The organism is Waddlia chondrophila WSU 86-1044, assembly GCF_000092785.1.
Lineage (GTDB): Bacteria > Chlamydiota > Chlamydiia > Chlamydiales > Waddliaceae > Waddlia > Waddlia chondrophila.
In genome coordinates, this window is sequence record NC_014225.1 from 281,932 (window position 1) to 297,357 (window position 15,426).

Genomic DNA, 15,426 nt, shown 5'->3' on the forward strand with positions numbered 1-15,426 from the left:
TGTTTACAATTATCTTAACAAGGAAAAGCGAGGATCACAACCCCAAAATCATTCGGTTTTGACGACTCGCTCTAAGTATTGTTCTGTAACAGGTCCAATAGCAGTTAATTTGACATCAGGAGGAAATTCATCAAAAAAGAGGAGGAAAGCATCTACAGTTGAAGGACTTGTGAAAACAAGTTCATGAAATTCTTCCGGAAGAGGGGTGGGTTCTCTGGGAATCGTGGTGTAGATGACCCATTCCGTAAAAGGGATCTGCTTATTCGTCAAATAATCAGTGATTACGGGGCGGGAGAGGGCGGAGTGAGGCCAAAAAATTTGCGCGTCCTGCAAATTAAGTGTTTCCAGTAAAGCGATCAGCCCTTCAGAAGATTCAACCTCAGGCATGTAGTCAACGTCTACACCGCAATCGATCAGCCCTTGAGCGGTCTGTGTGCCGACAGCAATAACAGTTTTGTCCATTAATCCCTTAGGATCGAAGTAACAGCAAAAAATTTTGACCGCGCTTTTGCTGGTAAAAACGATATGGGTGAACGGAGGAAGGGGACGGGTAGATCTGATTTTTGGGACAATCTCAATGATCGGACAGTGATGGAATTTTTTGATGGCGGTATCTTTCGGAGGCTTTAATCCTAAATAAACGGTTATTGGCCTTTGATCCATGGCGCTGAAAAAAACAGCGGCCTCTTCATCGTCTTCGCGAGCAACAACGGCGAGTTTTCCTTGCCCCGGCGCTGTTTCTCCAGGTAGATGGATGCGATTTAAGTGATAGAGATTAAGTCTGATGAGCGCTGATTCGGCAACGATTACTCCGTCAACCTCCCGGTCGTTGAGTTTTTGCAGCCTTTGGCCGATATTGCCCCGGATATCGACCACTTCAAGGTCGGAACGCAATGAGTGGACTGCCTTTTCCCTTCTGATGGAAGACGTGGCAATTTTTGCTCCTTTAGGAAGAGAGGACAGGGTGTCCCCGGGGCGCATCACAAGAGAGTCTGAAGGATCAAGTCCTTGATTGACAGCGATGATGTTTAATCCATTCGGGATGGGATCCGGTAAATCTTTCGCGGAGTGCACGGCAATTCGGCAATAGCCGTTGAGCAGAAGTTGATCGATATCCCGGGTGAAAAAATCGGTCTTCTCAAGTGTGCGAAGCGATGACTCTTGATCCCGATCTCCTAGAGTTGTCACTAGGGTGACTTCAAATTCAAGAGTTGGTTGGATCAGCTGCGCTTCATATAAAATTTCATCAACCTGCGCTTCCGAAAGAGGCGAACTGCGAGCGGCAACAGTGATGCGGTTAGTTGAAAGTGTGGGAAATGGCTTGCTCGACAACTTCAGCTCCTTGGATGTTGATCTGTTCGGATAATTCGGGGGGAAGACCCTTAATGTTTCTTTCGGGGATGATGCACCGTTTAAATCCCATGTGCACGGCCTCTTTGATTCTCCCTTCGACACGTGGAATGGCACGGATCTCTCCGCCTAAACCCACCTCGCCCATGACCGTGGTGAAGGGATCGACTTTATGGTTGCGCATAGAGGATGCAACTGCTAGCAAAAGCCCTAAATCAATGCCGGGTTCGGCGATTTTCATTCCGCCGGCAACAGAAACGAACACATCGCTTTTGTGCATCAGATACCCCATTTTTTTTTCCAGGACGGCCAGCAAAAGGGCGAGTCGATTGGAGTCAATGCCCGTGGTTCTTCTGGAAGGGGTTGAAAAGACCGTTTCGGTCACCAACGCTTGCACTTCGATCATGATTGGCCGGGAGCCTTCCAGGGTAGGGATGATCACGGAACCGGACATCTCTTTGGCGCGCTCTTCCAAAAAAAGGTGGGAGGGATTGGAAACTTGCGCCAGGCCATCCTGCCTCATTTGGAAGACGGCGATCTCATCTGTGGGACCAAAACGGTTTTTGACCACTCGAATCATTCGGTAATTGTTTTGCTTGTCTCCTTCAAAATAGAGGACAGTGTCAACGAGGTGTTCGAGGATGCGGGGACCGGCGATCTCTCCCGATTTCGTCACATGGCCGATGAGGAATGTTGCGATTCCGTATCCTTTGGCAATGTGCATGAACTCGTTGGTGTTTTCTCTCACTTGAGAGACAGAGCCTGGTGCGGAACTGATCTCAGGTTTATAAACGATCTGTATTGAATCGACGATCATGACATCCGGCTGTACTTGGTCGACCTGCGCCTTAATGTGGGAGTAGTTGGTCTCGCTCAAAAGAAGAAGGTTGTCGCTTAGAATTCCGAGTCTTTGCGCTCTGAGGGATGTTTGCTCAACCGATTCTTCTCCTGTGACATAAAGCACTTTCAACCCTTTTTCCGCAAATGCCTGGGAAAGCTGGAGCATTAGCGTAGATTTTCCAATTCCAGGCTCCCCTCCGATCAAAGTCAGCGACCCAGGCACCACGCCTCCGCCGATCAGGCGGTCGAATTCGTTGATCTTTGTCAAAATTCGGGGTGTTTCCGAAGGTTTGACCTCTCTCAATCTGACCGGTTTATTGCTTTTAGCCGGCTGTGCAGAGAAGCGGGGAGGCGCTTTGAGCTCAATTTCCTCTTCCAGGGTATTCCAAGCCTGGCAAATCGGGCACTGCCCCACCCATTTATGCTGCTTTGCACCGCAATCAGAACAGTGCCAGACCGTTTTTGTTGTTGTCTTAGCCATGGTTTGCGGTTAAGCCGTTCTGTTTTTCGATTCTGCTAAAGGCGTCTTTCGCCGCTGCTTGCTGCGCTTCCTTTTTCGAAGGCCCTTCGCCATGCCCAACTTCTTGATTATTAATAAGGACGGAGATAGTGAATATTTTTTGATGGTCGGGACCACTTTCACTGACCACTTTATACAAGGGAGGATGGCGGTACTTCTTTTGGCAATAGTCTTGAAGCTGCGCCTTCCAGTTGCAGATAGGGGTTTTTAAGATCTCTTCGATCTCCTTGGAGAAATTTTTAAACAGAAAAAGGCGCGCTGCATCCATTCCTCCATCGAGGTAGATAGCGCCGATCAAGGACTCAAACAGGTCTGCCAGGATCGAATCACGTCCTCTGCCGTCATTCATCTGCTCTCCTTTTCCGAGAAGAAGATATTGCTCCAGGTCAAGCTTCTGCACATAGATGACGCAAGAGCTTGCTTCCACCAGGCGGGAGCGCAGGTAAGAGAGCTCGCCTTCCGGAGTGTTAGGAAGATATTTATAAAGATACTCTGCAATCAAAAAACCCAGGATCGAGTCGCCCAGGTACTCCAGCCTTTCATTGTGTTCATGGGCATCGTTGTTTTCATTGATGTAGGAACGGTGAGTAAACGCTAAGGAAAGGAGCTGTTTATCCTTGAACGTGTGGCCGATTTTGGCTTCGATTTCAGAGGAGAGGCTAAGGAGTTCTTTGAGGTCATTCATAACAATTGAAGATTTGCAATTTATCATTATGTGCGAGATGATATGACATCTGAGCTCGACTTTGCAACATTTTTGGGCAAAGATGCAAGAGAGGCAGATTTACCTAGAGATGACTCCTATTTTAAAGGAAATGGAAATCATGAAAATTTCAGTTGATCTAAAGCAAAGAGAAGTCTACCTCGAGGAAGGGGCTTTGCTTCTGGAGGAGATACTGACTTCGGATCAGCAGGAAAAAATTTTCAAGGAAATTGAGATGGTTCAATCGACTTCGGGGCGTGATCTATGGCGGAAAAATCACAGGCTGCGCCAGCTGCCTGTGCTTAGGCCTGTCGTCAATGTTGCTTCGCAGCTTTTGGGAGAGAATCTGATCCGTTTGGGATATGATCAATATCTTCCCCATTTGAATGGTATTTGGATGGATTGGGTCCATGGAAAAGCTTCTTTACGCGATCTGGGGTCTTACAGGGGGGAGGTCTGCTCTGTTTTGCTTCCCTTGACAGGCCGCGGCGATGCGCTGTATGTGCGCCCCGAGTGGAAGTTGGATTTAGCAGAATGGGTCGATACTGCCAAACCTCACTATTTGGTCTTGTATTCCACGTTGAAAGCGCAGTATACGTTGAATAAAAAGGATCCGGCAGCAGCAGAAATGGTTCGCCTCGGGTATAACAACGGCGATCGTCTGAGAGAGGAGATCAATCCCGTTGTCCATAGATAGAGTGCTATTGATTTGTTTGATCCTGGCAGCTCAGTCTCTTTTTGCCTCAACAAAGACAGCATCTCTCCGCTATTTACCCAATACTCCTGTTCATCTAGCCAGCGATTTGAAATTGGATATTTCCCAGTCCCTTCCCGGACTTAGCCTTTCTACGAAAGGTGTGCAGCGGTTGGAAGCCGATTTGACACTGCGCAATGAGCAACCGGAGCCTTCCTCTTCAGTGCTCCCCTTGAATTTAACCTTTGTGCTCAAAAAGTTGAGTATCGATTTGCAGGCTAATGATGAGACGCTGACTTTTCGATCCGATGAGGCGGGAACTTCGCTTTATCTCACGCAGCTTTCCAAGTTGATTGATCGACCGATTCAATTGAAGCTGGATCGTCATTTTCAGCTTTCTCGCGATAATGAAGAGTTGAGGCGGGCCGTTTCCGAATTGCCGGTGTTGGCTGAAATGAATCCAGATCATTTGTTGGTTGAGCTTTTCTCATCGGTTTTTGTCCCGGGCAATCAGGAGTTGAGTGTTGGGCAGGTGATCCGAAAAGATTTGTCGGATTGGGAGATCCCCTCTCTTCCTAAAGAGGTTGTCTACACGATCACTAAGATTGACGATTACAGTGTTTATGCGGAGATTTGCGGAGAAATTGAAAAAAAGAAGTTTCAGCTTTCCGGAGAGGTTGTGATTGGCGGCAAGGGGGAGTCTGTTGCTGCCGCATTGTCGGGTCTTATGGAAGGGAAGGTAAAATGGAACCGCGACAACGCGATGCTTTATGAGTTGGAGCTCAATTACTCCTATTCCACCCGTTTGCAGTTGGCTAGCTGGGATTGGCTGATGAACGTCTCTCTCAATCTCCATAATAAGACGATTCCATAGACGCAGATTCATAATTTTAATTTTTTCTTAAAATAATCTTAAAGTTTTTCTGTTAATTTTTCTATCAATAACTAAAAGGGTATTCACAAGATAAAATGAAAAAAATTATCGTTTGTTCACTATTTATTATTTTGTCCATCTTTCCTTTATTCACTGGTTGTTGGCAAATGGAGTTTTCTTCCCGGCAGTTCAAATCTAAGGTTGGTAAAGAGATCTATACGGGGCTATCAACACCTGCGCATGTCAAAATCGAGGGAATGCGTACATTGACGCAGTCTGAAATTGAGAAATTGCAGTCGTTTCTCCTTGAAGATAAGGGATATATTTTTAACCGTACGAAAAAATGCTTGTTTATTCCGGAGATCACAGTGACGTTTGAGGGGAAAGAACAGGTCGTTGCCATGATTAGCTTCGTTTGTAAGCAGATTAAATTGATCCATGATGATCAGACTGTTATTTTGGATATCGATCCCATGGCAGAAGTATTTAGCAATTATATTCAAAAGGAGCTGATCAAATGAAAATCGTCAAATTTGCGTTTATTCTGATTTTTTGCGCTGCAGCAACAATTAGACTAGAAGCGGCGACTTTGCACACGATTTTAGTGGGTGATACAATGGATGAAAGTATTGGCGATTCGACTGTGATGGATCTATTCAAAATGCGTCGTCAGATGGAGAAAGTGGCTAAGTATTCGGGAATGGAGCATCATCAGGTCAAGATCAGCGGCTATGAAGTGCTCGCTGACAATATATTGGGTGCGCTTGATCTACTTCAATGTGGAGAAGACGATGTGGTGGTTTTTTATTACTCGGGGCATGGATATCGGACAGAAAGCAAGGAAGGAAATCCTTGGCCCAATCTCTATTTTTCAATTGAGAGTAAAGGGATCGATCTTTCACATATCCGCGATCTGCTAGAGGCAAAAAATCCACGTTTTTTGATTGTAATCGCAGATGTATGCAACAGCTTTGTTCCTGATGAATTCGCACCTCCATTGATGCAAAAATTTTGGAGCTGCAGCGCTATTGAGGAGATTGCCGCAGCCAACTACCGCTCTCTCTTTTTAGAAACCTCGGGGACGTTGATGATCAGCAGTTCTGAAGTTGGCGAGTATTCCTGGGGAACAATGAAAGGCGGGCTGTTCACTGTTGCATTTTTGCAAAATCTTGAAAAAACTGCCGAAAGCGATAGTTATCCTGAATGGGAGCTTATTTTAGACAAAACGGCCCAGGCAATTTCAGATGTTCAGCATCCTCAGTGGGATTTGAATCTGCGGATAGGTTCTAAAGAAGATTCTTAAGTTTTTGCGCTCCATCCGCTATGCAAAGATTTTTGCCAGATCATTTTGGATGTATAGAGTAAAGACATGATCCATGTCACAGAGCTTTGAATGAGCGAATCGGGCCACATTTTACAGATTCCCATGCTGATGTAGCCTGCGGTAATCAATCCTAGATTCGCTTGTATGTATTGCTGTTTTTGTTTCAACCCTCTCTTCAGGCTTTGAAAAAGGGCGTTCAAATCGTTCTCGTCAAGCTTGTTCATTAAGTGGTCGGCTGTCTCACAGCCGTATTTGTTTGCAAGGTTTTTGCGCATGCTTTCCATCACGTAGTGATCCAGCTGCTTGAAGACATGGCGCGCCAAAAGTTTATTCGAGGATTCTTGAGCGAGGTCCTTTTCATGATAGAGTCTTTTTAAAAAATGGTGCATCACCTCCTGCTTTTCACTGACTTTTTTGATTCTGGCACAAAGGGAGCTGTTTTTTTTGTAGTCGTAAACCTCTGTTAGGATGCCGGTTCCAAGGGAAAAAAGGGAAAAGGGACGCATGGCTGCATACATTGCAAAGGCGATTTCAGGAAACGCGAACAAGGAAAAAATCGAGGCTGTCAATAAAGCTCCGGTGAGAAGGATGTTGAGCGATTTGACGGCCACTTTAGCAGCTGTGAAGATGATCCCTTCCCAATCCTTAGCTTTGAGATTATGATAGAGGTCGTCGCTGTTTTTGATCAGGTCGCGAATTTGAATGTTCATCCAAATCATTCCTGAAAAGCTTAAGGCGGTGTAGCAGCTGCGGTGGATAAGATGAGGAATTTCTTTGAAAATTTTTGAGGCTAGCAGAATGGTATTCAGAGTGAAAATGCCAAGGCTTGCGATCAGGTCTGAGTGGTGGCGATAAACTCTGACGCACCACTTCCGGTGTTTGCTTAAGAAAGAGCGGCTTTTAAAAATTGGATCGGATTGTACGCAGACAGGCGACGCAATGGCAGACATTTTCAGCTCTCCAAAAGATTTTTAGAGAGATTCTGACCGATTGAAAGAATTTAGTCAAAGTCTTGATTATTCATCCTAAAACCCCTGATTGCGTCCTACATCTACAGCGTTTATCCAGGGATTAGGACGCAATCAGGGGTAAAAGGGAGCAGGCACAACTTCCTGCTTCATCGATTCAAGTTTCATCTCGTTGTCAAAGAGCAAGGTTGAGCTGATGCCGCATGTGCCGACCGCTTTGATCTCTACAGGGTCGGACCTGTCTTGGAAAGTGATCGGATTATAGATTTTCAACTCAAATTTACCATCCGGTCTCACAGTAAATGTTTGAGTTCTCTCATACTTCATTGATGCGAACTTATCCTTATAGGCAGGGCTAAATTCACTGATTCTTAAATCTCCATGCCCGCTCCTATAAGGGTTGGCTACTTCAAGTATTGATCCATCCGGCGTGGATCCTCCGGGAATCGTCCAATCGCCAATCCTTGTGGGGATCTCTTGCATTCCCATCAGAGCTAAAAAATTTTTTACTTGGGCTTGGTGCTGTGGTTTGATGTTTTTTGCTTCCATAAGGGAAGAAAGTTGTTCAGCTAATTTAGACGCGCTTTCTAAACTGTCCACCGAGAAATTTGTTGTAATGATGTCTTTGTCCTCTCCAGAAATCTCGCGGTAAAAATGGTTGAGAATGCTGACCATTTGCGCTCCGGTTGCTTGATCTTTCCTTTCACTTAAGCTGGAGCGGTCGACAACCTTTGCCCCCTCTTTTCCACGTAGATTTATGCGGGGTGTGAATCGGAAGAGATCTTTACCACAATTTCCCGGAGTTTTTATTTTTCCTTTATTCACCCATTCGTCAATTTTTTTTGAAGCTTTTTGAATATCTTCTGTTTTGTTCATGGGTTTCAATACCAATTTTCCCAATTCAAAGGACAGTGCTTGACTTGCTTCTTTATATTGAGAAGTTGAGAGCTGGCCAAGTACTTTTGTGAATGCTTGAGCGACGGCGTCCTGTTTTTGAGCTGCTGAGGCATCAGAGGGGAGTCTAGAAAGAGCAAAGCTGCGTATCTCGTTAATGCTTCTTTGAATGCTTTCCGGATCTTGGCTTGTTTTCATCTGCTGTGTAATCTGATCGATTTTTCCCTGACTGCGGTGAGTGCGAAATTTTTGGATGAGTTTGTTAAAAAACTTTGCTGCGTAGTTACTGGTTTTATTCATTGAAGCTTTGGGTTTCGAAGGTATAGATGCAGTGTGATGTTTGGATTCAACGGGAGATGTTTGCGTCTCCACCCTTTCTTGAAATACCCTGCCGGTTTTTTTCACCTCCAATCGGAGCTGCCTTTTTCGATTTATTCGGATGTTGGATTTTTTGATCGTTAGATGAGTATCCTCCAATTAATCTTTGAACGAATCCTCTGATTGAACTCATCGCTTTCCCCTTTTCTACCGAACCGATTCTTGAAGTTGGTTCGGTATAAATCGTTTAAGACTCCTCCACTCCAAGAACTTTAGCTTTTTCCGAAGCCACACCGTTTAATTCTGAAAGATTGTTTAGATGCTCTTTGGCTTTTTCTCTGCTTACCAGATTCATGACTCCTACAAGCGGCTGCATCCTGTCTTCGAGGATGACTCGGTATCTTGCCATTAACGCGGGCATATTGGTGATCTTTGCAAGCAATTTCTCCTTGCCAGCTCTAAGCATCCACATTCTCTTAATATGGTCGGAAAACCCTCTGTCAATATCCTCTTTGCAGGCACTGGTTGTGATCACGTTCATCGACACTCCTTGTTCTTCAAGCGCAGCGAGTTCCTTGCTCATAAAATGGCGCTGTATTGCGGCATAGGCAAACTCTTTCGCAGCCGCTTTCGCGAACCACGCTTCTTTTCCTTTAAGAACTTCTCCTTCCGGAATGATTTCTTTAAGGAGTTTTCCAGCTTCTTTGGCAATCGCACTGAGTACTTCTTCCATTTCTTCTTTTTCGGCAGGATAATAGATTCCGTGTCCATGATGCTTGCTCTGCGTCCTCTTTTCCAAAGTAAAATGGGAGTCATCAGATAATTTTTCCTTTAATTCCTCAACAAAACCTTCCACATCTTCTTTCCCGAGGGGTTTTCCTTCGCTCTCGACTTTATCCCACATTTTGCTTCCGCCATGCCCGATCCCGTCTTTGAAATATCGACTATCCTTAGATAAAGTGAGCCCTCTAAACGACAGGGGAAATTCCTTGTTAAGCTGCATGATCGCTTTGCTTCTGCCTGCTTCTCCATTCGATGTATTGGTCATTTCCTGATAATTTGTGTAGATCCAGCAAGTCGGTCTCCCGCCGACTTTCAGTTGTGTCCCTCTATCTTTCCCTTCCTTAAGCTCAAAAACTCTTTGATTTTCAATTGCTTGCAAAGCAGCGCGAAATTCTGGGGAGACTTTGTCGCCTATTGTAGGGCTGGGAGTGCGGACATCCAGAGCTGTGGCTTTTTTTCCGTTGACGGTGAGTTCTTCTCGATAAAGGGCGCCAGCATTGTTTTCCAGGTCGCCGTGAGGATCATATTTTCCGAAGATGGAGCCGAACTTCTGGCTTGTAAAAGCGCCAAAAAACTGCTTAAAATGTTTTCTCACGTAAGCCAGGCAGCTATGGGAAGAAAACAACTTCCTTTTTTTGACAGCTTCGTTTCGAATATCGTGGACAGCATCCCCCATTCTTTGCCCTTCTCCGACAGAAAATCGGTCATTGCCCTTTTCATCTTTCACGATCTCTTCGGCAAGTTTTCCTTCTGAATAAACGCTTGCAAGATGCACTTCAGTGTACATCGCCAGATTGATTTCATGAAGGTAGTGGATTGCCGGGTTGTCTTCACACTCTTTTAATGCCTGATAAGCCGGGCATTCAAAAGCTTTGCGCAAAGTGAAAATAAGTTCTTTGTTAATTGACTTAAGCTCTTTTTCCGTAGGATTTTCCTTAGACAGCAATCGAGCGATTTTATCGGTGTGTTTTGCCAATTCCCGTGCATGCTTTTCCGGTTTCCCATTGGAAGGGGCGATTTCGGCAATCACTTCTTTTGCTATTTTTTTTGCGGCTTCTTCATCTAATCCGTTATCAGAAAGAAGTGTTGCAAGCTTTTTTGCACCTCCTTTAAAGCTGCTCTCGTTTTTTAAAGCCTCATTGATGTTTCCTATTACAGATTGATCTACATTCTCTCTCGCCATTTTTTGATGGATCATCCCTCTCAATATAGCCATGGATTTCAAATTTTTACTGGTAATTTCAACCTGATTGTTTAATGATTTTGTTCCAACCTTTTTACTTTTATCTTGCATCGCCTGAAATACCAGCTTTTTTTCCCGAATTTTTGCCTGATAGACCTCTTGTTTAAGAGGCTCGGGCTGAACATCAATTTGATCAAGGCTTCTTGTACTGGATGCTTCTGTGCTGAGTCTTTCGACAATATCCGAAGGAATTACGGACGAAACAGTCTTTGCCTCAGTGTTTTCTTCCGAAATAATTGGGAATTGGCTGCTATAATCAGAATTTTTTACTTCAGGGATGCCCATATCAATACCTTTAAGCATTACTGCAATATTATTATAGCATAATATTACTATTATTTGACAATTATTTTTTTTATTAATTTAAGCGTTAAATAGGGATTTCCGGTTTTGGAACGGTTTGTGTTGTCGTAAAGGAGAGGCTTTTGATACGATAAACCCTTCGATTTGAAGTTTTTTGAGGGTTTAACGCCAATGCTAGCGATTTTTAGAAAATATCAACGTTTTCTCTATCTTGTCATCACATGCGTGATTGTGATCTCCTTCTCTTTTTTTGGGACTTATAGCGGCTTGCAAAATGCACAGCCTGCCGATAAGACTGTCTTTCAAGCTGTGGATGGATCTGATGTGGCCCGCTCCGAACTGGAAGAGATGGCCGCTTTTATCGGCACTGATAACGAGGATAAGATGCTGCTCGGCGGTCGTTGGGGTCCTAATTTCCTTAATGACGGCGTTGTGAAAAAAGATTTCCTGGAAACGGGATTGGGCGCGCTTTTGGCTAAGCCGTTCATGAATGATCTGCGCAGTGAATTGCTGACACGCCAGCAGCGGGAAAGGCATTATCAATCTTATAAACATCCGCAAGCTCAGTTCATTAGTGCGGAAAATGCTTGGAATATTCTCGCGCCGGAGATGAATAAGCGGTTGGCAGATTTGCGAAAGGTGAAAGATCCCGCAACTGAAGAGGGATTTGATGCCCGTGTCAATCTGTTTCTGGCTGAAAGAAAATTCCCCCATCCCGCCCTGCGGATGGTGCTTGGCCATCAACAGAAGCAGTACAAGTGGGTAGCTCCCGATCCAAACCTGAACTATATCGATCTTGCTCTTTTTGGCTACCATACTGCAGATGATTGGTTCGGTTCCCGTTTTATCCGGTTGGTATCGGAATTTATCATCAACAGCGCGATCATTGCTCAGGAAAAGGGCTATACTGTCTCAAGAAAAGAGGCATTGGCAGATCTTTATCGCAATGCGGAGCTGAGCTTTCAGCAAAATGGTTCCAATCCAAATCTTGGAGTGGCTAACGCACATCAATATTTCCAAGAGCAGCTTCGGCGAATGGGGCTCGACGCGAATCGCGCAGCAGCGCTCTGGCAGAAAGTGATGCTATTCAGACGGCTGTTCCATGATCTTGGCAACAGCGTGTGGATTGATCCCTACACTTTGGCAAACTTTCAACATTTTGCCAAAGAGACAGTGGAGGGCTCCCTTTACCAACTGCCGGAGAATTTGCGCCTGACCGATTTTCGCGATTTGCAGCGCTTTGAAGTTTACCTGTCAGCAGTCGCAGATCGTCCAACATCGGGAATGGGAATGTTGGAGCTGCCAAAAACATGGAAGTCTGTCGATCAGATTGTTCAGGAAACACCTGAACTTGTTCAGCGCCGTTACGTCTTAGAGATTGCGCAGGTGGACAAGAAAAATTTGCAAGCGAAAGTGGGAGTCAAAGACACTTGGGACTGGCAGGTGCAAGATCATAGCTGGGAAAAGCTCAAGCAGAAATTTCCCGAGCTTGGCGTGAAGGCCGGCAGCAATGAGCAGGAAAGGTATGCGGCTTTAGAGAGTTTGGATCAGAAAACTCGCAGCAGAGTTGATGCTTATTCTCGAGAGCAGATTGTCGATGAACACTCTGAATGGCTTGACCAGGCGCTTGTGGAAGCTGAACCGGTGGAGACTGTTGTGGGCATTCGTAAAAAAGGAAATGTCGGCATCATTGCCGGACTCTTAAATCCTGAAGAACTGATCACTTTGCTTGATCAGTATCCCGAAAGCCGAAGCAAGTTGGAGAAATACTCTGCTGACGGACAGTCTTTTTATCGCATTGCAGTTAAAGAAAAAGCCTCTGGTTATGAAACCCTGACTTTTGAAGCGGCTAAAAATGACGGCACCCTTGATCGATTAGTTGATGCGCGCCTTAAAGCTGCTTATCCCCAGGTAAGGGAAGACGATCCAAAAGCGTTTAGTGAAAGGGATGGAAGCTGGAAGCCTTTTGAGCAAGTCAAGCAGAAAGTGGCTGAATACGAGTTTGCTAATATTCTGCAAGCGATTCGTGATGACTATACGGCCGCGCAGCCTCCCGAAGAAAAAGGGAATGTTGTCTTGAACGATTTCGCTGCAACAATTCGCCTTTACCCTTATGTACGTGGCTTGAGGGAGCAATTCAAAGCTGATCCTGAGTCGATTGAAGAACATGTGACAGCAAGAGGGCGGCAGGAAATTGCGAGTTCTGTCAAAGATCAATGGAAGCTGTTAAAAAGCTCCTATACAGGTGATCGCAGCACTCCGGACCTGCCAATGGATGAACAAGAGGTATTCAGCTTGGAAAAAGGGGAGTGGACGTCTGTTAAAAAACGTGGGAATGGCAATTTTTCTTTCTTCCAGTTGAAAGAGCATCAAAACGCGGCTGATGAGGCCGGGGTTGTGGAAAAAGTGATGCATGCGCAAAGAGATTTTTCTTTTGAAGCGCAAAGGGTTTATATGCAGAAGTTGATCGACCAATTCCGAGAGAAGAATGCCTTGACTTTACAATATTTGAACCCTGTCCAGGACTCAGAGGAGTAACTTTGTGCATGAACTTTCTCCGGTAACACCGATCAATTTTTTTCAGTTAAGCGCTGATCTGCTTTATTTAAGTGAAGAAAACGGACTCTATTCGCTTGATGGTAAAAATCGAAGAAGGTATTTGCTTCCGGATACTTCGGTGTTATGCGGAGAAGAAAATTTTGCTGAAGCGAGCATGGGATGGTGTGAAAAAGGATTGGCATTTTACTTTAAAGTGGACCATCCTTTTGAACGGAGTTATTACCCTGATGTGTATCGAGGGGATAGCGTCGAAGTGTTTATCGATACGCGCGATGTCAAAACATCCGGTTACAATACCCGTTTCTGCCATCATTTTTTCTTTCTGCCAGAACCTCTCGAAGGGATACAGGCAGGAGAGATGACCCATTTCCGCACAGAAGATCGGCATGAGCTTTGCGATGCAGAATTGCTGAAAGTGAAAGCAAAAAAGACAAGCAAGGGGTATGATCTGCAAGGCTGGATACCAAGCGGATGTCTTGTCGGCTATGATCCCGGGCAGTTTCAGAGAATCGGATTGACGTACCGTATCAATCGCAACGCGTTTGTTTCGCAACATTTTTCCGTCATTTCAGATGATTATCGATTAGAGGAGCAGCCATCGCTATGGAGTCAAATGAGGTTGGTCAGATGAAGACAGGATTGTATGATCGCCATGTCGCTTTGGGGGCGAAAATGGTCGAGTTTGCCGGCTGGGAGATGCCGGTGCAATATACAGGCGTGATTCATGAGCATAATGCTGTACGGGAAAAGGTAGGGATATTCGATGTCTCGCATATGGGAAGGGTTTTGATTAAAGGGCCTGGAGCTGAAAAACTCATGGATTATCTATCGACAAACCGAATTTTAGGAAAAAAAGAGTTTACGGCAACCTATACAGTTTGGTGCGATCGTTCGGGCGGTTGTATCGATGATTTGATCGTTTACAGAGAAGGGCCTGAAAGCTTTTTTATCGTTGTCAATGCAGGCAATCGGGAAAAAGACCTCAATCACTTAAAAGAAGTCGCAAAGGATTTTGATGCATCTATCGAGGAGAGGTATCAGGACGGCATTTTGGCTGTTCAAGGGCCGAATGCAAAGCCGCTGATGAGTCGGCTGTTTTCGGAGGCTGAAGGGCTTAAGCCGATGCATTTTGTTCTTATCGAAGATCAGGTTGTGCTTTCGGGAACCGGATATACCGGGTCTGGCGGCTACGAGCTATATGGTCCGATGGATGCGATCGCGCCCTTATGGGATAGGCTTCTGGAAGAAGGGCAAGCGTTTGGCATTCAACCGGTCGGATTGGGCGCTCGCGATACGCTTCGTTTAGAGATGGGATTTCCACTGTATGGCCATGAACTGAGCGCCGATATCGCTCCCAACGAGTCTGTCGCTTCTTGGGCGGTGAAATGGGATAAGGAAGATTTTTTAGGGCGCCAGGCGTTGGAAAGTCTCGAGGCAAGCGGCAGTAAAAGGACGCAAGCCGGCGTCATCCTAAAGGAAAAAGGGATCGCGCGTGAAGGATGCGGCGTGTTCAGGGGGGAGAAAAAAATAGGAACGGTAACCTCCGGAACAATGTCTCCGAGTTTAAAACAGGCGATCGCAATCATTTTGGTTGAAGGGAAAATTGTGTCTGGGGAAACTATTGACATTGAGATCAGGGGAAAGCGCGTAAAGGCTGAAATTGTCCCCTTACCATTTTGGAGGAAAGAGTTATGAAATATACCGAATCACATGAATGGATCGATTTGGAAGGCAGTATCGGAACAGTCGGCGTGACCGATTACGCGCAGAAAGAGCTGGGAGATATTGTTTATGTCGAGTTGCCGGAAGTGGGCAAAGAGGTCAATGCTGGAGATGAAATTGCCGTGCTGGAATCGACGAAGGCAGCAGCTGATATTTACGCTCCGGTTAGTGGAACGATTATCGAAGTTAACGAAGTGCTGAACGACCAGCCAGAGGAGATTAACATTTCTCCTATGGATGATGGATGGTTGTTTAAGATTGAGTTGAAGGACAAGGATGAGTTAGATCAGCTAATGAGCCAATCAGAGTATTTGGAGACTGTTCAGTAGCA

The 15,426-nt window shown here is 45.3% G+C and carries 15 protein-coding genes; 8 read left to right on the forward strand and 7 right to left on the reverse strand.

Annotation, left to right across the window (positions count from 1 at the left end):
• Window positions 1-48: 48 nt before the first annotated feature.
• The 3 genes from hemC to rnc are packed head-to-tail and all read right to left on the reverse strand — an operon-like array spanning window position 49 to window position 3,395.
• Window positions 49-1,332 (reverse strand): hydroxymethylbilane synthase, encoded by a 1,284-nt coding sequence (gene hemC, locus WCW_RS10365; protein WP_079891145.1) that lies wholly within the window; start codon window positions 1,330-1,332, stop codon window positions 49-51.
• Window positions 1,298-2,671 (reverse strand): DNA repair protein RadA, encoded by a 1,374-nt coding sequence (gene radA / locus WCW_RS01195; RefSeq protein WP_013181354.1) that lies wholly within the window; start codon window positions 2,669-2,671, stop codon window positions 1,298-1,300. Before radA ends, hemC begins: the two co-directional genes overlap by 35 nt.
• A complete protein-coding gene (gene rnc / locus WCW_RS01200) occupies window positions 2,664-3,395 on the reverse strand; it encodes a ribonuclease III (RefSeq protein ID WP_041941451.1) in 732 nt (243 codons plus the stop codon). Before rnc ends, radA begins: the two co-directional genes overlap by 8 nt.
• A gap of 139 nt (window positions 3,396-3,534) precedes the next feature.
• Between rnc and WCW_RS01205 the strand changes: the two genes are divergently transcribed.
• The 4 genes from WCW_RS01205 (at window position 3,535) to WCW_RS01220 (ending at window position 6,284) form a co-directional block, all read left to right on the forward strand.
• The gene (locus WCW_RS01205) at window positions 3,535-4,110 is read left to right on the forward strand and encodes a hypothetical protein (RefSeq protein WP_041941452.1); all 576 of its coding nucleotides are present in this window, start codon (window positions 3,535-3,537) and stop codon (window positions 4,108-4,110) included.
• Window positions 4,097-4,981, forward strand: a complete 885-nt coding sequence (locus WCW_RS01210) for a hypothetical protein (RefSeq protein ID WP_013181357.1) — start codon at window positions 4,097-4,099, stop codon at window positions 4,979-4,981. The genes WCW_RS01205 and WCW_RS01210 overlap by 14 nt, the downstream gene beginning before the upstream one ends.
• A 167-nt stretch (window positions 4,982-5,148) precedes the next feature.
• Window positions 5,149-5,502: a hypothetical protein gene (locus WCW_RS01215; protein WP_143876334.1), complete on the forward strand. Its 354-nt coding sequence runs from the start codon at window positions 5,149-5,151 to the stop codon at window positions 5,500-5,502.
• Entirely contained in the window at window positions 5,499-6,284 is a 786-nt protein-coding gene (locus WCW_RS01220; protein ID WP_013181359.1) for a caspase family protein, read from the forward strand. The genes WCW_RS01215 and WCW_RS01220 overlap by 4 nt, the downstream gene beginning before the upstream one ends.
• Here WCW_RS01220 and WCW_RS01225 read toward each other — a convergent pair.
• The 4 genes from WCW_RS01225 to WCW_RS01235 all read right to left on the reverse strand — a co-directional run bounded on the left by WCW_RS01225 (window position 6,281) and on the right by WCW_RS01235 (window position 10,814).
• Window positions 6,281-7,255: a hypothetical protein gene (locus tag WCW_RS01225; RefSeq protein WP_013181360.1), complete on the reverse strand. Its 975-nt coding sequence runs from the start codon at window positions 7,253-7,255 to the stop codon at window positions 6,281-6,283. The genes WCW_RS01220 and WCW_RS01225 overlap by 4 nt on opposite strands.
• Window positions 7,256-7,387: 132 nt before the next feature.
• Window positions 7,388-8,467 (reverse strand): hypothetical protein, encoded by a 1,080-nt coding sequence (locus WCW_RS01230; protein WP_013181361.1) that lies wholly within the window; start codon window positions 8,465-8,467, stop codon window positions 7,388-7,390.
• Window positions 8,468-8,513: 46 nt separating this feature from the next.
• Window positions 8,514-8,678, reverse strand: coding sequence for a hypothetical protein (locus tag WCW_RS10220; protein WP_013181362.1), 165 nt, complete (start codon window positions 8,676-8,678; stop codon window positions 8,514-8,516).
• Between the two features lie 54 nt (window positions 8,679-8,732).
• Window positions 8,733-10,814, reverse strand: a complete 2,082-nt coding sequence (locus WCW_RS01235; RefSeq protein WP_143876335.1) for a hypothetical protein — start codon at window positions 10,812-10,814, stop codon at window positions 8,733-8,735.
• A 171-nt stretch (window positions 10,815-10,985) separates the two neighbouring features.
• Between WCW_RS01235 and WCW_RS01240 the strand changes: the two genes are divergently transcribed.
• Genes WCW_RS01240 through gcvH form a run of 4 tightly spaced genes read left to right on the forward strand, consistent with a single transcriptional unit; the run spans window position 10,986 to window position 15,424 of the window.
• Window positions 10,986-13,352, forward strand: coding sequence for a hypothetical protein (locus WCW_RS01240; RefSeq protein WP_013181364.1), 2,367 nt, complete (start codon window positions 10,986-10,988; stop codon window positions 13,350-13,352).
• Between the two features lie 4 nt (window positions 13,353-13,356).
• Complete coding sequence (locus WCW_RS01245) at window positions 13,357-14,004, forward strand: sugar-binding protein (protein ID WP_013181365.1); 648 nt, start codon at window positions 13,357-13,359, stop codon at window positions 14,002-14,004.
• Window positions 13,977-15,068, forward strand: coding sequence for a glycine cleavage system aminomethyltransferase GcvT (gcvT, locus tag WCW_RS01250; RefSeq protein WP_013181366.1), 1,092 nt, complete (start codon window positions 13,977-13,979; stop codon window positions 15,066-15,068). Before WCW_RS01245 ends, gcvT begins: the two co-directional genes overlap by 28 nt.
• Complete coding sequence (gene gcvH, locus WCW_RS01255) at window positions 15,065-15,424, forward strand: glycine cleavage system protein GcvH (protein WP_013181367.1); 360 nt, start codon at window positions 15,065-15,067, stop codon at window positions 15,422-15,424. The genes gcvT and gcvH overlap by 4 nt, the downstream gene beginning before the upstream one ends.
• Window positions 15,425-15,426 lie beyond the last annotated feature (2 nt).